The 22,780-nt window shown below is 33.2% G+C and carries 14 protein-coding genes; 9 read left to right on the top strand and 5 right to left on the bottom strand.

Annotated elements, in window-relative coordinates; all coding sequences use genetic code 11:
• Nucleotides 1-23: 23 nt before the first annotated feature.
• Nucleotides 24-1,967: a heparinase II/III domain-containing protein gene (locus tag H510_RS0110725; RefSeq protein WP_026904331.1), complete on the bottom strand. Its 1,944-nt coding sequence runs from the start codon at nt 1,965-1,967 to the stop codon at nt 24-26.
• 134 nt (nt 1,968-2,101) lie between these two features.
• Here H510_RS0110725 and H510_RS0110720 point away from each other — a divergent pair, with 134 nt between their 5' ends.
• The 5 genes from H510_RS0110720 to H510_RS0110700 all read left to right on the top strand — a co-directional run bounded on the left by H510_RS0110720 (nt 2,102) and on the right by H510_RS0110700 (nt 8,694).
• Nucleotides 2,102-3,562, top strand: coding sequence for a glycine--tRNA ligase (locus tag H510_RS0110720; protein WP_026904330.1), 1,461 nt, complete (start codon nt 2,102-2,104; stop codon nt 3,560-3,562).
• A 162-nt stretch (nt 3,563-3,724) separates the two neighbouring features.
• Nucleotides 3,725-5,908, top strand: a complete 2,184-nt coding sequence (locus H510_RS0110715) for a tetratricopeptide repeat-containing sensor histidine kinase (RefSeq protein WP_026904329.1) — start codon at nt 3,725-3,727, stop codon at nt 5,906-5,908.
• Nucleotides 5,909-5,999: 91 nt separating this feature from the next.
• Nucleotides 6,000-6,614: a hypothetical protein gene (locus tag H510_RS0110710; RefSeq protein WP_026904328.1), complete on the top strand. Its 615-nt coding sequence runs from the start codon at nt 6,000-6,002 to the stop codon at nt 6,612-6,614.
• A 102-nt stretch (nt 6,615-6,716) separates the two neighbouring features.
• Complete coding sequence (locus tag H510_RS0110705) at nt 6,717-7,520, top strand: murein L,D-transpeptidase catalytic domain family protein (RefSeq protein WP_026904327.1); 804 nt, start codon at nt 6,717-6,719, stop codon at nt 7,518-7,520.
• 34 nt (nt 7,521-7,554) lie between these two features.
• Nucleotides 7,555-8,694 carry a lactonase family protein gene (locus H510_RS0110700; protein WP_026904326.1) on the top strand — a complete coding sequence of 380 codons (1,140 nt, stop codon included), beginning with the start codon at nt 7,555-7,557 and terminating at the stop codon, nt 8,692-8,694.
• A 58-nt stretch (nt 8,695-8,752) separates the two neighbouring features.
• On the opposite strand, the gene H510_RS0110695 is transcribed toward H510_RS0110700, so the two are convergent.
• The gene (locus H510_RS0110695) at nt 8,753-9,379 is read right to left on the bottom strand and encodes a YceI family protein (RefSeq protein WP_026904325.1); all 627 of its coding nucleotides are present in this window, start codon (nt 9,377-9,379) and stop codon (nt 8,753-8,755) included.
• Between the two features lie 120 nt (nt 9,380-9,499).
• Here H510_RS0110695 and H510_RS0110690 point away from each other — a divergent pair, with 120 nt between their 5' ends.
• Genes H510_RS0110690 through H510_RS0110680 form a run of 3 tightly spaced genes read left to right on the top strand, consistent with a single transcriptional unit; the run spans nt 9,500 to nt 13,783 of the window.
• Complete coding sequence (locus H510_RS0110690; protein WP_026904324.1) at nt 9,500-10,732, top strand: PQQ-dependent sugar dehydrogenase; 1,233 nt, start codon at nt 9,500-9,502, stop codon at nt 10,730-10,732.
• A gap of 9 nt (nt 10,733-10,741) precedes the next feature.
• Nucleotides 10,742-12,772, top strand: a complete 2,031-nt coding sequence (locus H510_RS0110685; RefSeq protein ID WP_026904323.1) for a TonB-dependent receptor — start codon at nt 10,742-10,744, stop codon at nt 12,770-12,772.
• Between the two features lie 15 nt (nt 12,773-12,787).
• Nucleotides 12,788-13,783 carry an aldo/keto reductase gene (locus H510_RS0110680; RefSeq protein ID WP_026904322.1) on the top strand — a complete coding sequence of 332 codons (996 nt, stop codon included), beginning with the start codon at nt 12,788-12,790 and terminating at the stop codon, nt 13,781-13,783.
• 893 nt (nt 13,784-14,676) lie between these two features.
• Here the strand turns inward: H510_RS0110680 and pth are convergent.
• The 3 genes from pth to tsaD are packed head-to-tail and all read right to left on the bottom strand — an operon-like array spanning nt 14,677 to nt 18,274.
• A complete protein-coding gene (gene pth / locus H510_RS0110675; protein ID WP_026904321.1) occupies nt 14,677-15,252 on the bottom strand; it encodes an aminoacyl-tRNA hydrolase in 576 nt (191 codons plus the stop codon).
• Nucleotides 15,253-15,254: 2 nt separating this feature from the next.
• A complete protein-coding gene (locus H510_RS0110670; RefSeq protein WP_026904320.1) occupies nt 15,255-17,258 on the bottom strand; it encodes a hypothetical protein in 2,004 nt (667 codons plus the stop codon).
• The gene (gene tsaD / locus H510_RS0110665; RefSeq protein ID WP_026904319.1) at nt 17,255-18,274 is read right to left on the bottom strand and encodes a tRNA (adenosine(37)-N6)-threonylcarbamoyltransferase complex transferase subunit TsaD; all 1,020 of its coding nucleotides are present in this window, start codon (nt 18,272-18,274) and stop codon (nt 17,255-17,257) included. The genes H510_RS0110670 and tsaD overlap by 4 nt, the downstream gene beginning before the upstream one ends.
• A 106-nt stretch (nt 18,275-18,380) precedes the next feature.
• Between tsaD and H510_RS0110660 the strand changes: the two genes are divergently transcribed.
• Entirely contained in the window at nt 18,381-22,775 is a 4,395-nt protein-coding gene (locus H510_RS0110660; RefSeq protein ID WP_245584822.1) for a translocation/assembly module TamB domain-containing protein, read from the top strand.
• The last annotated feature ends 5 nt before the right edge of the window (nt 22,776-22,780 follow it).

The raw sequence follows: 22,780 nt of genomic DNA, 5'->3' as shown, positions 1-22,780 counted from the left end.
GCCATCATGTTAGGCGAAAATTCTTACAGCTTAACTTCTTTTACCATCAAATTAAGACTACCCGTTGTTGATGGTTTTATTAAAGTTAAGTTAATACGATAAATATTATCACCCCAATTACGTTTAACGCCTTTATCCTCAGGGATACCTAATTTAACTTTTTCTATATTGGCGTTTAATAAAGAGGCGTCATACTGAATGGCAAAATGTTTCTTTACACTGTCTTTTTCATATTTGATGATGATTAATCCGGGCGATTTTACTTCTGGCGGATAACAAGTCATTAAATGATTGATAAAAGCACCTTCTGCTTTTAATTGATAAGTATCATTAATTTCCACATTTTTCCCTTTGTTGAGAGTAATAGCCCTTTTCCAACTTATTAAACCAGCTTCTTTAGGGTAAGATTTAGCAATATCTAAGGCAAAAACAGCTTTTGATTTATTTTCTGTGAAATTTAAATCTGTAGCTTTAAAAGCTCTCCCGGGGCTTTGTACACAGCCATTAATAGTAGGTGTATTATGATAATCAGATGAGTTAAACCAAATGTCATATCTATCACCAGAAAATGTTCTTCGGGTATAAGTACCACTACCAACATCTATTAATAGCGGATTTCCATCAACATAAACCATAAAATTGCCAATATCATTATGGTTATGACTTTCATCATTATGCCCACCTTTTGCAGCTATGGTAAGTCCTTTAGTACTACCAGCTTTATCACGAGCCAACATTACCTGCGTTTCTGGCAACCAAACACTTTTAGGTAGAGGAAGTTGTTTTGGTACCTTCCTTAATTCCTCATCTAAAAAAAGCTCAAAGAAATTCCTAAAGATGTGAAATCTAGAAACTTTAGTTCCTGGCTTGTAGTAATAGGCACCAAACTTCATCATGTTTTCATCATTTATAGCTTTCCCAAAACGATAAATCATAGGAGCATCCATACCTGGTTTCGGACTTGCATCAGCAAAATTGATGAAATAGGTTTCGCTAATTTGTGCCTTGTAAATAAATGCAGCCATATTTTTGATCTTTTGATCTTGATAAGTATACTTAAAGGCATCATTGGTGGCTAGGTTTAAAAGAGACAGATTATCATACAAAGATGCTGCGGCGGCACCCCAATAACCCGGACCTTCATCACAACCGCCATCTAAGGGATATGGATTTAAGAAATTATCTAAAACACTTAATATCTTGTGTACCGCTTCTGCTCTTTTATCTTCATTTTTTTCAATCAGCAAAACGGTATTTAACCAGTTCGAGCAAATCCATGGATTCCAGTTATTAGGTCTTCTACCGTCTTCATTACCGCCCATAAAACCATGTTTTTTAGTCATTAAAGGCGCTAAAACTCTATTTTCAATCTCGTAATAAATACGCTTTCTGAGTTGCGGAGAAACTTTATCAAGTTTTTCGGCTAAATAATAATCAACCCAAGAAAATAGTGTAGCAGTTTCTGCGGCAAACAAATCAACAAAAGGTTCAGAGACATCCATCAAGCCAGCGTTTTCCTTTTTCCTAGGTAAATGAGCCGATATCCCCCAAAAAGATTCTTCGCTGATAGACCAAATTCCATTAATGATTTGATCAGTAAAACGACCTTTATTTTCATAAATCTCAGCAAACAACAAAGTCAATAAAACTTCTCTTTTTTTGAAACTTATATTTTGATACTCTTCCCTATCGCCAGTTCTTTCTACCAACAAGGAAACCGTAGCAGGTATAGATGGCCATGAGTAATTGAGATAAGTTTCTGCTTTTGCAAGATTATCTTTTAAAGTTTCCTGATTTGCTTTAGCCCATTCTTGGCGCTCTTGAATTTTGGGAAATGGTTTCCATGTAGATTGCGAGATGAGTAACTTCCTTAAAGCTTCTGTATTGTATTTACCACTGAGTAAATTTTGAGCAACTATTTGTTGCAGGCTTACTATGAGCATAACAGCAAGTAATATTTTTTTCATGTTGTTGGTTTAAAATTGGTTTTGCTAATATATTATTATTCAGCGAGGTTTATAAACAAGCCTTTATCAATACGCTAAAAAAATTTATCATAAAATAGAGTTAAAAATTACTGCAATGTTATATTTGCAGCATCATGGCAAAAAATAACGACGAACTTTTTAAAAATGTAATATCACACGCTAAAGAATACGGTTTTGTTTTCCAAAGCAGTGAAATATATGACGGACTTAGTGCTGTTTATGATTATGGACAACTAGGTGCTGAGTTGAAGAACAATATCAAAACCTACTGGTGGAAAGCTATGGTGCAAATGAATGAAAATATTGTAGGTATTGATTCTGCAATTTTTATGCACCCCAAAATATGGAAAGCCAGTGGACACGTAGATGGTTTTAACGACCCTATGATTGATAATAAAGACTCTAAAAAGCGTTACAGAGCCGACCAATTATTGGAAGATAAAATCAGCAGGTACGAAAAAGACGGTAAAACTGATAAAGCAGAAAAACTTCAGCATGATATGGATGAAGCTTTAAAAGCGGAAGATTTACCACGCTTAAAAGCTTTAATAGAAGAACATGAAATTGTTTGCCCAGTATCTGGTACAAGAAATTGGACAGATGTTCGTCAGTTTAACCTGATGTTTTCTACCCAAATGGGTGCTATGGCCGATGGTTCTGATGAAGTTTATTTAAGACCAGAAACTGCACAAGGTATTTTCGTAAATTTTCTAAATGTTCAAAAATCTGGAAGGATGAAAATACCTTTCGGGATTGCACAAATTGGTAAAGCTTTCAGAAATGAAGTTATTGCTCGTCAATTTATCATGCGTATGCGTGAGTTTGAACAAATGGAAATGCAATTTTTTGTACGCCCCGGCACTGAGATGGAGTGGTACAAGCATTGGAAAGAAACTCGTTTAAAATGGCATTTAGCATTGGGAACTAGCCCTGATAAATACCGTTTCCATGACCATAGCAAACTAGCACATTATGCAAATGCGGCTGTAGATATTGAATTTGAATTTCCATTTGGTTTTAAAGAAGTTGAAGGTATACACTCCAGAACAGATTTTGATTTAAGTCAACACCAAGAGTTTTCTGGTAAAAAAATGCAGTTTTTTGACCCAGAAATTAATCAAAACTACGTTCCTTACGTGATAGAAACTTCGATAGGTTTAGACCGTTTCTTTTTGCTTACGCTGATAAACTCTTTTGAAGAGCAAGATTTAAGTACTGCTGATAAGCAAGATTCTAGAAGTGTTTTACATTTACACCCAGCTTTAGCGCCTTACAAGGCTGCCGTGTTACCATTAACTAAGAAAGATGGTTTGCCAGAAAAAGCTAGAGAAATTATGAACCGTTTGAAATTAGATTTCAATATGGCTTATGATGAAAAAGACTCTATTGGTAAACGTTATAGAAGACAAGATGCTATTGGTACACCTTTCTGTATTACGGTAGATCATCAAAGTTTAGAAGACAATACGGTAACGATAAGACACAGAGATAGCATGGAGCAAGAACGCGTTGCTATTGATGAATTAGAGAATATGATTGCCAAACTTGTTAGTTGGAAGAATATACTATCATAAATACAAACCCCATACTGATATTTTAAGACCCGATTTACTCATCGGGTCTTTTTTTATGAGATAATGCCATAATTTAGTTAAAATTTTAAAAAAGAACTTAAAAATGTAGACAACTATTTCTCTTACAATTTAAAAACAAGTAGATTAGCCTGTGTTTTTATAATGAGAGATATAACCAATTTTAAAACATTTATTAACTTTTTTCAAACATCCTGTAAGATACACAGATTATTGTATGCGTTTTTATTCTTAATAATAGGATTAAAGCATAATTATGCTTTTGATTTAAGAAAAGATACTACCTCTATTCATCAATTAATAAAAGAAACCTATTCAGATAAAAAAATACAAATAGAAAAATTAGAACTTACTCATTTAATCCTTAACCTTTCTAAAAAAAACAACTTTACTTATGGTTTATTTAAAGGTTATACAATTAAAGGCAATATTTTATTAGACTCTTATCAGTATCAAAGTGCACTTAACAATTATAAGTTAGCCAAAACACAAGCTCAATTACTAAAAAATAATAGTTATTTGACCGATGCACTATTCAATATCGCATATTGCTATCAAAGTTTAGATAGCACCAAAAAATCTATTATAAATTACCAGCAAGCCTTGGTATTAGGTAAAAAAGATTCTTCGCTGCTGGCAGCTATACATACAAATTTAGGTGTAATTTATGATTATCAAGGCGATTATGGAAAAGCCATTAATCATTATTTAGAATCCTATAATTTAAATAAATTACTAAAAAATCAGCAAGACTTAGGTACATCTCTTAGTAATTTAGGGCAGCTATTTACTACGCTAAAAATGTATGATAAAGCAATTTATTATTTAAAAAAAAGCGAGAAGATAGCTACTTCTTCAAAAGATACAGCAACACTATGCTATGCCTATGAAAATTTAGGCGCCAACTACTTAAGTAAAAACGAGTTACTAAAAGCAAGATTTTACCTAGAAAAATCTTTAGAACTTGCCAAAAAAGTAAAGTTGCAAGAGTTTGAAATCATAAGTTTAAATTATAGTCACCTGGGTGAACTGCATGTAAAAACTCAAACATTCGAACAAGCAAAAACATATTTAGATACTGCTTATAAAATCGCCATTACAAAACATTTAAATTACCATAAAGCCTTTGCGCTTACGCAACAGGTTAATTTATTAAATAAGCTAAACAAACTAAATGACGCAAAACTTACTGGAGAAAAAGCGCTACTGGTTTGTGATTCTTTAAATCAAAAACCTTTAAAAATTATATTATTACAGTATTTAAAAGAAACTTATTATCAACAAGGGCTTTATGCAAAAGCCTTTGAAACACAAGAACAGGCCTTACAATTAGAAAAATCTTTAAAATTAGAAGAAAACTTAAAGCAGGTTACTGTTTTAATGGCTACCAGAGATTTTGACAAAAAAACTCAGGTCAAAAAACTTATTAAAGAACAAGAAAAAAAGGCTTTAGAATCTAAAATTGAAACGCAAAGAATCACATTAAGTTTAGTTATCGTGATATTGATTATTCTTGCTTTTTTTGGAATCAACAGCTATAAAAATCATCAACTTCAAAAGAAAATTAATGATGATTTGGCAAAGAAAAACCATGAGATTGAATTAAGTAGAGTAGAGCTTAATAAACAATCAGAGGCCTTTGCTTTACTCAATAAACATAAAGACCAAATCTTTACCATTATATCTCATGATTTAAGAAAGCCCATGACTCACCTATCATCTGTTCTAGAATTGTTGGAAAATAATATTTTAGAGGCTGATGATTTTAAAACTTTAATTCCAGAAATTTCTAAAAATGTAAAAGACACTTCTGAGGTACTTGACAGCTTACTTTTTTGGGCAAAATCTCAGTTAAAGGGTTTTAATTTAAAAATTACTGAGCAAAATTTATACAACTTTATCAATAGTAAAATTGAATCTTTAATACCCTTTGCAAACGAAAAAAACATCCGAATCTTAAACCAGATTAATCCCCAAGTTTCTATTAAACTAGATGCTATGCTGAGTATGATTGTGTTAAGAAATTTAGTATTTAATGCCATCAAATTTTCCTATGAACACAAGCAAATCATCATCCAAATGGAAGAAAACACAGATGATTATGAAATAAAAGTTATAGACCATGGCATTGGGATGAGCCCAGTACAAGTCCAAAACTTATTTACAATTAAGAATAAAAGTACTTTAGGCACTCACCAAGAAAGAGGCACCGGGCTTGGTTTATATTTTTGTAATGATATTGTGAGCAAGTTTGGCGGCAAATTTAAGGTAGAAAGTGCTGTTGGTAGAGGTACAATTATCTCGTTTACTATTCCAAAATATGCATAAAATGCAATAATCTTGATACTTAAACGTATAAGTTTAAAATATTAAGCTATTGTTACACAGCATTATTTTGTTCCTATTTACATCAATTTTCATGTTCAGACATGAGTATAGCGATGCAGAATTGCTTTATTTTGCTGAAACAGCCTTTTACAAACAAGATAGTTATACAAAATGGGAACATGCTATCAAGATAGAGCTAACGGGTAATTATAGTGTTGAGGATGCTTTAACAGTGCAAGAAATTATAAAAGATATTGAACCCTATTTAAGTGTAGATATAGATTTAGTTAAACATCAAGGCAACTTAAAAATAAATTTTGATGCTGATACTAATCCCTATCATACAAGGTTTGAGATGTTAAAACAAAAATGCCCTTTGGGTTATATGAAACCTACCATCAAAAATAAGCAAATTTATAATGCTGCAATTTATCTGCATCCGGCATTAATTTACCCTAAAAAACATGAAGTACTAAGACACGAATTATTACATGCTTTTGGTTTGTTGGGGCATTCTAATATCTCCTTTAAAGAAGAAAATCTGTTGGCGAATATCATTTTTAAAGACTTACAACATCAACAACAAGTACGTGAAAACAAAAACATCCCACTTTTAGATAAACTGGCTTTATATAGATTGTATCACAGTAAAAAAAGTGGCTTAAAAAAGAAAAACTACCAGTATTTATACGCAAAAGTCATTTAAAGGTAAGCTGAAAGTTATTTTTAAGTCAGCTTAAAAATAAAGATGGTTACTTTTAGTTTAAATTAGTATATATTTATAAATCACGATAAAAACATCTTCATTATGAGAGGGATACAAAAAAGATTCAATATCTATTCTGCTACTATCTTGATACTATTTTTAGTTATTTTCACTTTAACTAACATCAGTTGGAAAAATCCAATTTTAAAAAGCAATCAAGTTATATCTCAAGATACTACCATCCATAAAACGGTTGTAGACACTCTGGCAACCTATAAAAATTTTATACAGGATACCTACCAAAAAATAAACCTTAAAGAAGCTGGTTTAGCAAAAAGCGTCTTTGAAAAAGCTTTTACAGGCTTTTTAAATATGCAACTGGCTGATTTATTAAATGATGATAAACATATATTAACTGTTATTGATTTTGATTTGCCCAGCACCTCAAAAAGGATGTGGATTATAGATATTAAAAATCAAAAATTACTACTAAATAGCTATGTTGCACACGGAAGAGGAAGCGGTGATGATAAAGCAATCAAGTTTTCTAATCAGGCAGAATCTCACCAAAGTAGTTTAGGGTTTTATATTGCCAATGAAACTTATTTTGGTAAACATGGCCTATCACTAAAACTAGATGGTTTGGATAAAGGAATCAACGATTTAGCTAGGGCAAGAGCCATTGTTGTGCATGGTGCAGATTATGTAAGTACCGATTTTATTCATAAACACGGCAGATTAGGTAGAAGTCATGGCTGCCCTGCCGTACCAGAGGAATTAAACCAACAAGTGATTAACCTGATTAAAGGAAAAACATGTTTGTTTATCAATGCAGAAGTTCCAAACTATACTTCAACATTATTAAACTATCAAACTGTAGTAAATCATTTTTCTGCCCAAATTTAGGTTCATTTCTGATTGAATTTCCTATTTTAGGAGTATGAAAAATCTCTTATTAAACCTATTTGCCTTTTTATTTTTTGCTTTAAGTTTATCGGTAAATGCCCAAAATAAAAAACAGCGCTATTACCATTTATTGGTTGGCACTTACACCAGAACGCAAAACCAAGGCATATTTGTTTATGAGTTTGATAGTAAAACCGGAAAACTTAAACTAGAACATACTACGGAAGGCATTAAAAATCCATCTTATTTAACCATTAATAAAGAAGGCACTAAAGTTTACAGCGTAAGCGAACAAGAAACATCTGGAGTAAGTTATTTCCAATTCAATAATAAAACAGGGCAAATTTCTTATCAAAACTTCCAGCCCAGTCCTAGCCCTGGAGGTTGCTACATATCTTTAACAAACGATGATAAGTATGTTTTTACTGCTAATTATGGTGGTGGTAGTGTTAGCGTTTTCCCGGTTAAAGCTAATGGAGAAGTAGCGCCAGTTAATCAGCTTATACAACATGAAGGCACTAGTATCAATGAAAGAAGACAAAATAAACCTCATGCACATTGTATTTATCCATCGGTAGATGGGAGCCATTATTATGTCCCGGATTTAGGTGCCGATAAAGTTTTTGCCTATCAATATCAGGCTGATGCTAATAAGCCTTTAATCCCTGCAAAACAACCTTCTATAGCTATAACTCCGGGTGGCGGACCAAGACATTTTATATTCAACAAAAAAGGAACTTTTGCTTATTTGGTAGAAGAACTTACGGCTCATGTTAGCGTTTACAGCCATCAAAACCACGAATTAAAGCAGGTACAAAGAATCAGCATGAATACGCCTGATTTTAAAGGAACTAACGGGGCAGCAGACATCCATTTATCTCAAGATGGAAATTATTTATATGCAAGTAATCGCGGCACTGCAAATGAAATAGTGATTTTTAAAGTAGATAAAAATAATGGCACTTTAACTAAAATTGATAACGTTAGCTGTAAGGGAAAAACACCTAGAAATTTTAGTATTGATCCTAGTAACAATTTCTTATTGGTGGCTAACCAAGATAGTAATGATATTTTTGTTTTTAAAAGAGATACAAAAACTGGGCTTTTAACCTATAGTGGAGAGACAGTAAACGTTGGTGCACCAGTTTGCTTAAAATTTACACCAAAACTTTAAAAAAAAGAAAGGTCGAGATTTTAAAATCATCCCGACCTCTCCTTTGAATTTTTATGGATTATTTTTTTGCCATCAAATGAACTTTTAGGTTAATTTCATCGGCAATTAAATCGTCTTTCATTCCCTCGTACATCACACCCCAATCTTTTCTATTGATATTAAAATCAGCCATAGCATGAAAACCTTGTTCTGTAGCTGCGGGTGCATCAGCCATGAAAGAAATATTTTTAGTTACATCTCTTAAGGTTAAATTACCTGCTATTTCTGCTTTTCCGTCTTCTTTATAAGTCACTTTCGTGATTACAAATTTGCTTGTTGGATATTTCTCAACTGCAAAAAAATCATCAGCTTTTAAGTGCCCTTCAAGTTTTGCTTTATTTTCTGCATCTGCTTCTAAATCTTTATTTGTTAAGGATGTCATATCAATAACAAATTCGCCTCCTGCTAATTTACCCTCATTAAGCACAACATTTCCAGATTGTATATTGATAGTTCCGTTGTGGCTTCCAGTAACTTTACTCCCTGTCCAGGTTATACTAGAAGTAGTAGGGTCAACATTTAAAGTTTCTCCATCTACAGCTTCTACTGCTTCAGCATCAGCTGTTGTGGCTTTGTCTCCCTTTGGGTTGTTAGAACATGCTACAAAGAAGAATGCAGCAACTAAACTCAATTTCAATACTTTCATAATATTTAATTTAATGATTTATATCCCCTTATACATTTACTTTGGCACAATTGTTTTATGTTAAAAATCCCCATTCAGAAACAAAAGTTCTAAAATGGAGTTACCGATAATAAATAAAATATGAAAAACACACTTTTTACACTTTTAACATTGATTTTAGCTGGCTGTAGTGCAACCAACAAAGAGCAAAGTCAACAACAAAATTCGTTGCAATTGCCACAACCTTTTGCAACACAACCAAGTACAAAAATCAGTAAAGTTATAGGTTGGCCTAGCGGTAAACTTCCGGTAGCACCAGCAGGATTTACCGTAACAAAATTTGCTACCGAATTAGATAACCCCCGTTGGATTTACCAAGCTGAGGATGGAAATATTTTTGTAGCCGAGTCTGGTACAGGCAAAAGTGCCAATAGAATATCTTTATTAAAAGACACCAATGATGATGGTGTTGCCGATGTTAAACTAGCTTATTTAGAGAATTTAAATCAGCCTTTTGGGATGCTGGTTTTAAATAACTATTTCTATGTTGCTAATACGGATGGTTTAATGAGATTCCCGTATCAAACATCAGCAGATAAAATCACGGATAAGGGAAATAAGATTTTAAGTCTTCCTGCCGGAGGTTACAATAACCACTGGACCAGAAATATTATTGCCAGTAAAGATGGAAAGAAAATATATGTATCTGTAGGCTCTGGAAGTAATGTTGGCGAAAACGGTATGGAACATGAAGTAAGAAGAGCGTGTATTTTAGAAATCAATCCGGACGGAACAGATGAAAAAGTATTTGCTACGGGCTTAAGAAATCCTGTTGGTATGGATTGGGCACCTGGCACTTCTGCTCTTTGGACTGCTGTTAATGAGCGTGATAACTTAGGTGATGATTTAGTACCCGATTACATAACTAGTGTACAAAAAGATGGTTTTTATGGCTGGCCTTATGCTTATTTTGGCCAACACCCAGACCCACGCTGGAAAGATGACCCTAAACCAGAACTTGTTGCTAAAGCAATAGTACCCGAAGTTGCTTTAGGCGCTCATACAGCATCTTTAGGATTAGCTTTTAATGCTGGCAATACCTTTCCTGAGCAATATAAAAATGGAGCTTTTGTAGGGCAGCATGGCTCTTGGAACCGTTCAGAATTTTCGGGATATAAAGTTATATTTGTGCCGTTTGAAAATGGCAAAGCAAAAGGCAAACCACAAGATTTTTTAACTGGCTTTATTGCTAACCCATCAACCTCAGAAGTATACGGAAGACCGGTTGGTTTATGCTTTTTAAAAGATGGAAATTTATTGGTTGCAGATGATGCCGCAGGAGTTATTTTCAAAATATCAGCAAATAAACCATAATATAACGCTTTGAAACTATATCTTTTAATACTAGCTACTTTAATTGGCGGTACTGCACAAGCACAAAAACTAGATAGCACAAAAACATTAAATGAAGTTAAAATAAACGCTTATTTGGGCGAGCAAATCCTCATCAGCTTACCAGCAACGGCTACTATTATTAATAAAGTACAGCTAGAGCAACGTACGCAAAACACCTTATTACCAGCTTTAAACAGTATTAGTGGGGTTAAAATGGAGGAGCGTTCTCCAGGCAGTTATCGTTTATCTATAAGAGGTAGTTTAATCCGTTCTCCTTTTGGAATAAGAAATGTAAAAGTTTATTATGATGATTTTCCATTAACAGATGCTGGAGGTAATACTTACTTAAATTTAATAGACCAAAATACAGTTAAGGGAATAGAAATTTTGAAAGGCCCAGATGGGAGTTTGTTTGGAGCAAACTCTGGAGGTGTAGTCCTAATTAATTCCTCATCAGCAGAAAAAACATCAGAATTTAGCGCCAGAAGAGGCTCATTTGGCTTATTTGGACAACATTTTGGTGTGCAAAATCAGGTTAAAAATTATGAATATAGTTTTAACCAAGCATATCAAGAAGCAGATGGCTACCGTATCAATAGCGCTATGCGAAGACTTTTTGTACAAACCCAGCAAAAGTGGAAGTATAACCAAAATGGAACTTTAAAATTTTCTGGCTTTTATGCCGATATGAATTATGATACACCAGGCGGATTAACAGCAGTACAATTAGTAGAAAATCCAAGAGCAGCAAGAGCTAGAGCAGAAGAGTTGAATACGGGTATTTACAATAAAAATGTGTTTTTAGGTTTAAGCCATGATTATAAAATCACCAATAGTTTAAGACATTATATTGGAATATCGGGTTTAATAACCGATTTTAAAAACCCTTTCTTTACCAATTACGAGTATAGAGATGAGAATTCTTATGCCTTAAGAACCTATTTAGAACTAAAAAATAAAGAAACAAGTAATATAAAGTTACAATGGAATTTAGGTTACGAGTTTCAAAGAACAAAAACTGATTTCATTAATTACGGTAATCAGGCTGGTAACCCAACAACTTTACGAGATGCCGACGAAATTAAAAATTTTAACGAGTTTATATTTAACCGGGTCGCTGTTCAGTTCTCGCCTCAATTTAAAGCAGAAGCTTCTGTAAGTTTAAATTTTAACAGATTTAATTTTAGAACGCTTCCACAATCACCGCAAATAGCAGCACAAGGTAATGTAAATTTTGACCCAACATTAATGCCTAAACTTGCTTTATCTTATTTAGTTATTCCGCATTTTTCTTTAAGAGCCTTAGTAAGTAAAGGCTATTCTACACCTACTAAAGATGAAATAAGACCATCAAACAGAATTATTAATACTTCTTTAAACGCAGAAGAAGGCTGGAATTATGAAGTTGGTTTTAGGGTTAGAACTAGAGATGAACGCATTTATGCTGATGTAAGTACTTTTTATTACCGTTTAGAAAATGCTTTGGTAAGAAGAGTTGATGCTAGTGATGAAGAATTTTATGTAAATGCAGGTGGTACTAATCAGTTAGGAGCAGAAATTCAACTGAATGCCAATATCATCAAATCTGACAGGAGAATATTAAAAAGCTTAGACTATTATAATGCGATAACCTTATCAAAATTTGAGTTTAGAAACTATATTATTGGCAATAGTAATTTCTCTGGAAATATGCTTACGGGAATACCTAAACTCAACTGGGTTAATGGTTTAAATATTTTTCTTTTTGATAGACTTAATCTTTTTGTTCAGCATCAATATAACGGAAAAACATCTTTAAACGATGCAGAAACTGTCTTTGCAGATGGTTTTCATTTAATACAAACTAAGCTAAATTACATAGTGCCTTTTAACAGGGTTAAACTGCATATCACTTTTGGAATTGATAATTTATTAAATGAAAAATACAGTTTAGGTAACGATATTAATGCTTTTGGTAATCGCTATTTTAACCCGGCTGCAACTAGAAATTACTATACAGGACTGGCCTTAAAATGGTAAAAACATATTAAAATTATGCAATACAGAAAATTAGGAAATACCGACTTAGAATTACCCGTAATTACTTTTGGTGCTTGGGCAGCCGGCGGATGGATGTGGGGAGGTGCAGATGACCAAGAAGCGATTAAAGCTATGCTTGCTGCTTATAATGAAGGGGTAAGCGCTATAGACACCGCTCCTATTTATGGACAAGGCCACAGCGAGGTTTTGGTAGGCAAAGCATTAAAAGAATTAAGCAGAGATAAAGTGCAAATACTCACCAAATTTGGTATGCGTTGGGATGATAACAAAGGAGATTTTGGTTTTAAAAGTGTAAATAATTTTGGTAAGGATATAGATATTTATAAATATGCTGCCAAAGAAAGTATCATTAAAGAATGTGAAGATTCTCTTAAAAGATTAGGTACAGATTATATAGACCTTTATCAAATTCATTGGCCAGATGTTACAACGCCAATACAAGAAACCATGGAAGCCGTGGAAGAGTTAATTAAAGCAGGGAAAGTAAGGTATGCGGGTGTTTGTAACTACGATGTAGCACAAATGACCGAGGCAGAGAAATATATCAGCTTAGCTTCTAATCAAATTCCATACAGCATGGTTAAAAGAGATATAGAGCAAGAAATAGTTCCTTATTGTTTGGCTCATGATAAAGGTATTCTAGCTTATAGCCCTTTAGAAAGAGGCTTACTTACCGGAAAAATGAAACCCGGCCATGTTTTTAATGAAGGAGACCACAGAGCAGGCATTCATTTTTTTAAAGATGAAAATTTAGTTAAAGTTGATGCTTTCTTGAATAAGATAAAACCTTTAGCAGATGAAAGAAATATGTTGATTTCTCAAATTGTGTTACGTTGGACCTTAGAACAACCCGGTATTACTATTGCCTTGGTTGGGGCCAGAAACGCAAAACAAGCGGTAGAAAATGCTAAAGCTGCAAGGGTGCAATTATCAAAAGAAGAGATTAAGTTTATAAGTAACGAGCTTGATAAGCTTCAATTGAGTTTATAGAAAAAGAGACTTTATTAAAATTCGCGTTTTGATATTAAGGTATATACCCGACACCAGAAATTATTTCTATAAATCAAGATGAAATGAGGTGTTTAGCTAGTTTAGTATCGCCTCTATCGCCGGCTAGGCTCGTTCCTTTTGCGGGACCAAAAGGAACCAAAATGAAGCTTTAGCAAATTCATGAATACCTTTCAAAATCAATAAAAACTAATGAACAAAGTTCTGAACAATCCCGCAGGAGCCTTTGCCGCACATCCATTACCCACACTCAAAAACAATTAGCGCTTATTTTTGCTCGCTTGTGGTTTTTTAAAGCTTCTGCAAACTCGGACGTAAAACCGCATGCGCTATAGGCTTTATTTAAGTAAAAAGTCAAAAGTATAAAGTAAAAAGATGCCTAAATATTGGATATTTCGCCTAACAACCTAATCAACTAGTAACGAATAAACTAATTGTTGCTCATGCGCTTCTGTTTAGACTATTTTTTTATGAATCTTTGTTCCTTTCTTATAGTAAAAAGTACTGAGTATAAAGAAACCTAAAGAGCGGAAATTTAGGAACTTCCGATAATAACAAACCAAACATCTCCGAAGAACGGAGACGGCCTATGAAGATTTGGAAGTGGAGTCAAATAAATCTTTTGCATAAACTTTCATCTAGAACTAGCGGAAAACAATCCGACGGGTGTTGTAGAAATCTTCGTCAAGTAAAACCATTCACACCACTTAGGATTGTGGATGAAGATTTATTTAGATGAAACAACAAATATTCATCAGCCTTGAATTTTTGGGTACTTTTTTTTCAAGAAAAAAGTGCCTAGGGTTGGCCGCCTATGAGGCCGGAAAGCCTTGTGGGTGATAGCCCGTTTTTCTTAAATCCACAAAATAAAAAGCTTACTTAGACAGCTTCAAATTATTAAAATTAGTCATGGTGAGTTCAGCTCCTACCGTTACAAAGCTTTTGATAATCGCTATAGAACGCTCTATCAAAGCAGGCAAATCTGGTATCTCATCTTGGTCGAAACCGCTTAATACATAATCAGCCTGACGACCTTTTGGAAAATGATCACTGATACCAAATTTAATGCGACTATACTCGTTAGAACCTAACAGTCCTTCAATACTTTTTAAACCATTATGTCCGGCTGGGCTGCCCTTTGGTTTTAATTTGATAGCTCCAAAAGGAATGGCTAAATCATCAACAATTACCAAGACATTTTCTATCGGGATTTTTAATTCCTTCATCCAATAACTTACAGCTTTACCACTCAAATTCATATAAGTAGTTGGCTTTATCAGATGCAGCATACGCCCTTTAAAAGAAACTTCTGTATAATAAGCTAGCTTTAACATAGAAAATTTAGCATTCTCTTGTTTCGCTAATTCATCCAACACCATAAAACCTATATTATGGCGGTTGTCAGCATATTCAGGACCTATATTTCCAAGACCAACAATTAGGTATTTCATCTTTAATCTTTAAGAGCTCTTACTAAGGAAACGCTAGCTTCGGCAATTTCCAATTCTGTTTTAAAATTATTCCAAATATAAACTTTAAGTTCTGCCTGTTTAGAAATCTTAAAATTTTCAAATCTAACAGACTTATATAAAACATACCAATTATCTACCACTGCCCTATCAGAATGGATGCTAAAGGGTTTCCAAAAAATCATTTTACCTTGCTCTTCTAAAGCAAATACCAAAGTAGCATCTTTTGCATCCTTTTTCTTCAATTTCCATTTAGCAGAGATATTTATACTTTTCACATCGGCATTAATCATGGTTTTAAAAGTAGGTCCAAACTCATCTTTCGATTTTAAAGGCGTAGTATCTGTAATAAAACCTGTCCATAGAGGAGATTTTTTTGCCTCATAAAATTCTGGTTCAGCATTTAAAAATTGTTTATTGATACGCCAAATTTTTATATCCCGAGTATCTAATAATTGGTGTTCTTGTACAGAGAAATGATTAACTTCTGGTGGCACAAAATCCAGTTCGCCAGCTGCATAAGCGGCATGGTAATTCCAGTAATGGTAGCCGTCTTCCAACTTTTTAAAGCTTGCATAAGACATTAGCTTATAATGATTTAACTGAAAACCTAAAAGGTATTTAAACAATCTGATGTGTGTTCCTGCAGTATAAACGGTAGTGTTTTTCTTATCCTTAATAAACTGCTGAGCTATCGATTTTTGCTCTGGATAATTAAACGCTTTTGCTGATTTAAGCTGTACATAAACATTCAGTAAAGGCAATAAAGCTATACCTAAGAAAATATATTTTTGATGTTTGATAAATACAAGCATCAAAGCAAAAATCAGCATTAAACAAACTGCTTGATAGATGGCGATGGTCTTTATATCCCAGTATTCGTCTAAAATAATAACCAGCATACTTGTAGCCAAAAGGAAAATAATTGGCCAAAATCTAAACAACTTTTTATAATGATGAGCAATGGCTATAGCCGATACAGGCATGATGAATAAATAATGTCTGATATCAACACATAAAGGATGGTAAGAATGATAAGAGATACTCCAAAAATTAGCCGTTAAAATAAGTATGATAGCACTTAAAAGCCAAAAGTTCTCTTTAGTTCTGCTGTTGGTAAAAGTTTGCTTGGTTAAACATAAAAGGACAGCTAAAATGGGTAGTATAAAAGCCGATTCTTTAAAAAAATAAAGAAATAACTCATAGCTAATACGATGTAAAACTACTTCTATAGGTTGTCTGTCATAAGAGCATAAATTGGTTTTATCATATTTTTGAATGAGCTCAAACCTATAAAACCAATTACCAAATTGTAAGTATTGCCAATAAAAATAAATAACCAAAAACAAGCTCAACGAAAGCACAGCGCTAAACCAAAATTTTAGTCGCTGTAGCCTAATCACATCAAGAACAAAGAAAAAAACAACCAGCGGAAATAAAAACCAGATGGTTTCTTTGGTTAATAAACCCAAGAAAATAGTGCTTGCAAACAGGAATCCACTTAAGCCCTGTTTTCTTTGCCAATAAATACTATATCTTGCTTTATATAAAAAGGTTATAGCAAGAAGTATCAAAAAAGTAATCGGAATATCTACCCCAATTTTGTCGCTATAAAAAGTTATCCAAGGGTTTGAAAGTAAAATAGCGGTGGCTATCCAAGTTTTATAGGTTTCTCCTTTTAAATGATCATAAACTAACAACAATAAACCCAAGGAAACCAACATGGGAAAAATGATAGAGACACTATCAGAAACGCCAAAAAGCCAATATAAAACCCCTAAAGGAATAACAATACCAAAGCGAAATGTAAAAGTATGACCCCAAACAGGCTGCTTCTGAAAAAAGGCATGAGCCAGCTCTGCATAATTTAAATCATCAAAACCAAAGTGCCCGGTGTAAGCAAAAAGATGCTGAAAAATCAAAAGAAGAAATCCAGCTAAAATGATAGCTAGTCCGCTTAATTTTCTTTTATGGGTAAAATACCTCATACGATAGGCATACGAGCTAAAGGCGCAATATCTTGCCCAACAAAATCGCCTTTCAAGAATTTATAGTAGCCAGCAATGGCAATCATGGCTGCATTGTCTGTACAATATTCAAATTTCGGAATAAAAACATTCCAACCTTTCTGGTGTGCTAATGCTGTTAAGGCTGTACGTAGACCAGAGTTTGCTGAAACTCCGCCAGCAATAGCAATATCTGTAATTTGATATTCCTGAGCTGCTTTTTTAAGCTTGTTTAATAAGATAGACACAATACGATGCTGCACCGAAGCACAAATATCAGCTAAATTTTCTTGAACAAAATTGGGGTTTTCTTTTACATGATCTCTTACAAAATACAGGATAGACGTTTTTAATCCGCTAAAACTAAAGTTTAAGCCCGGTATTTGTGGTTCTGGAAATTGGTAAGCATGCGGATTCCCTGTTTGAGCATATTGGTCTATCAAAGGACCACCCGGATAAGGCAGTTCAAGAATTTTAGCTGTTTTATCAAAAGCTTCTCCAGCAGCATCATCTGTGGTTTCTCCTAGTATCTCCATCTCAAAATAATCTTTAACCAAAACAATTTGGGTATGCCCACCAGAAACGGTTAAGCAAATAAAAGGAAACTTAGGGAGCTTTTCATCCTCCCTCTGGTTAGGGATAAAATGAGCTAAAATATGCGCCTGCATGTGGTTTACCTCAATTAATGGTATCTCATTTGCTAGAGCAAAAGCCTTGGCAAAAGAGGTTCCCACTAATAAAGAACCTAATAAACCAGGACCGCGTGTAAAAGCTACTGCATCTATCTGATTTTTATTTATTTTTGCTGCAACTATGGCTTGGTGAACAGCCGGAATAATATTTTGTTGATGTACTCTGGAAGCTAATTCTGGTACTACACCACCATATTGATGATGAATAGTTTGGTTTGCTATAATATTAGACACTATTGCACCGTCTATACATACAGATGCAGAAGTTTCATCACAAGAGGATTCTATTCCGAGTATTATTGCCACAAATTATTTTATAAAGTTTAAAAGCAAAATTATTAAAAAAGTATTCAAAATATCGCTTTATATTTTATTAACTATCATCATCCTGATAGGAACACTTATTTTTTCTTTGCAATTTAAACCTGTACAAACTTGGGCAGCAAAAAAAGCAGCCGTTTTTTTAGCTGATGAGCTTAAAACCCGTGTAGAAATTGGCTCTTTATATTTAAAACCTTTCAAATCTTTAGTATTAGAAGGCTTATTGGTAGAGGATTTAGAAGGTGATACACTTTTACTAGCCCCCGAATTAGAAGTTGATATAGATTACTTCGCCCCTTTTTCTGAAAGAAGAATAGATTTAGACTATGCAGAGCTTACCAATGCTAAGTTTTTCCTAAAATCTTATAAAGATAGTACCACAAATTTAACTTTTATCATTAACTATTTTGATTCTGGCGTAGTAGATACCACCCAAAAAAAGCGTCCTTTTAATTTTAACCTCAACAATATCATCATCAAAAATCTAGACTTTAGGTATATCAATTACCTTTCTAAAGTTGTTTTTAAAGAAGGTATTGATTATAACAACATCCACTTACGGAATTTTAGTGCCGATATCAATAACTTAGATACTAAAAACCATCTTTTCAAAGCACAAATCAATAAACTTCGATTTAAAGAGAAAACGGGTTTTATACTCAATAATCTTACGGGTGCTTTAACTATAGATACCAATAGCATAACATTAGAGAATATGCTACTGCAAACGCCAAGTACAACGCTTACAGACTACTATAGTATGCGTTTTAAAAGCTTTAAAGATTTTCAGGATTTTAATAACCTAGTAAGCGTTGATGCACACTTTAAAAATGCTAAAATTGTAGCCAAAGATATTGCCTATTTTGCTCCTCAATTAGCAAAAATGGATTTGGTTTTAGATATAACTGGAAATATAAAAGGTAGAATTAATAACCTAAAAGCTAGAGATTTAACTATTAAAGCCGGACAAGCAACTTACATTAAAGGAGATTTTAATTTACGAGGCTTACCAGATTGGGATAATACTTTTCTAGACCTTAGGTTTGACCAGGTTTACAGCAATAAAAAAGATATTGATTATATCCTTGGAAAAGCTACAGCCAACAAAATTAAAGCCATTCCGGCTATTATAGATAAATTTGGTAATATCAATTTTAACGGACAGTTTACCGGTTTCCAGAATGATTTTATTGCTTATGGTGAATTTAAAACTAAGCTAGGCCGATTGAAATCAGACATCAACATGAAAATTGATAAAGCTGGTATTCCTTCTTATACCGGTAATTTACAAGCTTTTGATTTTAATATAGGCGATTTAACAGGCCAATCAACCTTAAACCGTACCAGCTTTACAGTTGATGTAAAAGGAAGAGATTTTGAGCTTGATAAGATTTATGAAGAAGTTGCAGCTTCTGTAAAATATTTTGACTTTAAAGGCTACCGCTACAGTAATATAAAAGTTGATGGTACCATTAATAAGCAACTTTTTGATGGTAAAGTAAAAGTTAATGATAAAAATCTTAAACTTGATTTTAACGGTTTAGCTAACCTAAACCCCAGCCTTCCAGAGTTTAAATTTAAAGCGCAAATAAGACAAGCTAATCTTCATAAACTAAACCTTTATAAAGATACTGTACAAATTGATGCCGATTTTACTACAAATTTTACAGGCAATAGCCTAGATAATATACAAGGAAATCTAGAGCTTAGCCACGTTAAAGCCACTACAAAAGATAGCTCTTTTGTAATAGATTCTGTTTATTTAAGAGCCAGAGGAATTGGTAAAGATAGATTGCTTGCGCTGACATCAGATATTGGTGATGCTACTATAAAAGGGCAATATGATTTGGCAACCTTACCATCGGCATTTAAAACGGTAGTAAAAAAATATATCCCATCTTTAAAAACTAAAATTGTACCTCCAAAAGATCAGAATTTTGAGTTTAACATAGATTTAAAGAATTTTGATTATGTATCAAACATCTTTTTCCCACAAATTAAAATCCCCGAAAGAGGTGTATTCAATGGTAAATTTGATTCTAAAAATAACTTGGTTAGTTTAAACGGTTATGTAAAAACCATCAAATACAATAATATGGTTTTCAACAATTTAATCATCGACCAAAATACAAATCCAAAATCTTTTGAAGCTATTTTATCTTTAGATAAAGTGGAGTTTTCTGAAAATGGCTTATATGTACAAAATATCATTTTACAAAATACTTTAAAAAGTGACAGTTTAACTTTTAACGTTAAATTATCTGATAAAGATGCAGTTAACCAATTAGACTTGTACGGCTTGGTAGAGTTTGGTAGCGATACTTTAGCAAAAGTAAGCATCTTACCTTCTGATATTATTATTGATAATCAAATATGGAAGGTTGAAGATAAAGCCAGTATTAAATTTGAAGAAAATAAAACCATTATAGAAGGTTTTGAGCTATCAAATACCACACAATTGGTAGCTGTTAATGGGGCTATATCAGCCTCCGAAGATGATTTACTAGAAATTGTGATAGAAAACTTACAGATGTCTTCTTTAAGTCAGCTTACTAAAAACTTCGGAGTAGAGCTAAAAGGCGTTATGAATGGTACTGCCAACTTATCAGCCATTCTAGGAAATCCTAATATTGGAGCAGACATTACCGTAGATTCTTTAAGATATAACAGAACAGAAATTGGATTTGTACGTTTGGCTTCTGCCTACGATAACGAAGAAAATAACATCAACATCAAAGCTAGCGTAGAGAAAAACGACAAAAAAACTACAGATATTACGGGTATTGTTGATTTTAAGAGCGAAACAAACAACTTAGATTTAATTATGAATTTGGACCAAACAGAACTTATTTTGTTTGAGCCCTTTGTAAAAAACTTAATCACTAAATTAAAAGGGAATATATCATCCGATTTAAAAATCACAGGTAAATTTAGTAACCCACAAATAAATGGAGATGTTAAACTGGCTAATGCCGGGTTTACCGTAAATTATTTAAAAACATCTTATACCATTAATGATGATATAAGCATAGAAAATAGCCTTATTCGTTTAGAAGATTTAGAAATTGTAGACGCTTTTAATCACAAAGCCATTGCTAATGGTAGTGTAGACTTAAAAAATCCATCTAATCCTTTATTAGATATCAGCGTTAAAGCCAATAATTTTATGGCGCTTAATACTACCTCAAAAGATAATGCCATATATTATGGAACTGCTTTTGGAACAGGAACTTTTACGTTTAAAGGACCTACCGATGCTATGAATATCAATATCAAAGCTAAAAATGAAGAGGGCACCGTATTTACAATTCCGCTAAACAACGCCTCTACCATCGGTAACAATGATTTTATTACTTATGTTGCTAAAGACACTTCTCTAAATAAAGTTAAAAAAGAGAATTTTTTTAATGGTCTAACCATGGAGTTTGAGCTTGAAGTAGGACAAACATCTACAGCTAATATTTTAACCGAGGTAGGAAACCTTTCGGGTAAAGGCGACGGGCAATTAAGATTGAGAATCACCAGTTTAGGCGATTTTGAAATGTTTGGTGATTATATCATTAACGAAGGTAAATTTGATTTTACAGCCAATAACGTTATCAATAAAACTTTTGATATTAGAAAAGGTGGTACCATACGCTGGACAGGCGACCCTAGCGATGCAAATATCAACTTAAACGCAGTTTATAGTACCCGGGCAAGTCTTTTACCTCTGTACCAGGCAGCAGGCACTACACTTCCAGATGATCAAAGAAATTTACGTGTTTTGGCTGAAGCTGAGATGATGCTTAAAGGTTCTTTACTAAACCCTGATATTACTTTTAACTTGGCTTTTCCTAATAATACTGATATTAAAACGCGTTTGCAGGGTTATTTAGATAATGAAGATAACGAAGCCCAACAAGTGATAAACCTGGTGGTAAGGAATAGTTTTAACGGAAATTCTGGTGGTGGTATTGGATTTACCAATAATGATTTATTGGGATCTGGTTTAGAGCTTGCCTTTAGTAAAATTAATAATATTATTTCTCAATCTTTAAACATCAAAAATCTGGATATTAACGTACGCTCGCAAAATGAAATTGGCGGAAGTTATAGCTTTTTCAATAATAGGTTAAGAATTACCGGAAACTTTGTGAATAACAGATACTCTAATGATGTACTGAATAATAACTTACTAAATTCTAATTTAAATGATTTAACAAGAGACTTAGAAATGAGTTTTAATATCAATAAAGATGGAAGTTTTATTGCAAAATCTTTTCAAAGACCAACCAATCAAGATTTGTTTAACCTCAATACAGATTTATATGTAAATGGTTTTGGATTGGTTTACACTCAAGAGTACGATACATTTAAAGAATTTATTAGAAATACTTTTGCCCGAGGAAAACGAGAAGCAGAAAGTAAGGAAAATGCTGAAGATAGAAGAAAAACGTTAAGCAAACCTATTATCGTTACCCCAAAAGAAGAAGAGGAAAATTAATTTCT

Source organism: Pedobacter glucosidilyticus DSM 23534 (assembly GCF_000425145.1).
GTDB classification, from domain to species: Bacteria; Bacteroidota; Bacteroidia; order Sphingobacteriales; family Sphingobacteriaceae; genus Pseudopedobacter; species Pseudopedobacter glucosidilyticus.
Note: the sequence above shows the minus strand (reverse complement) of the source record. Positions and strands in the feature narration are given on the sequence as shown.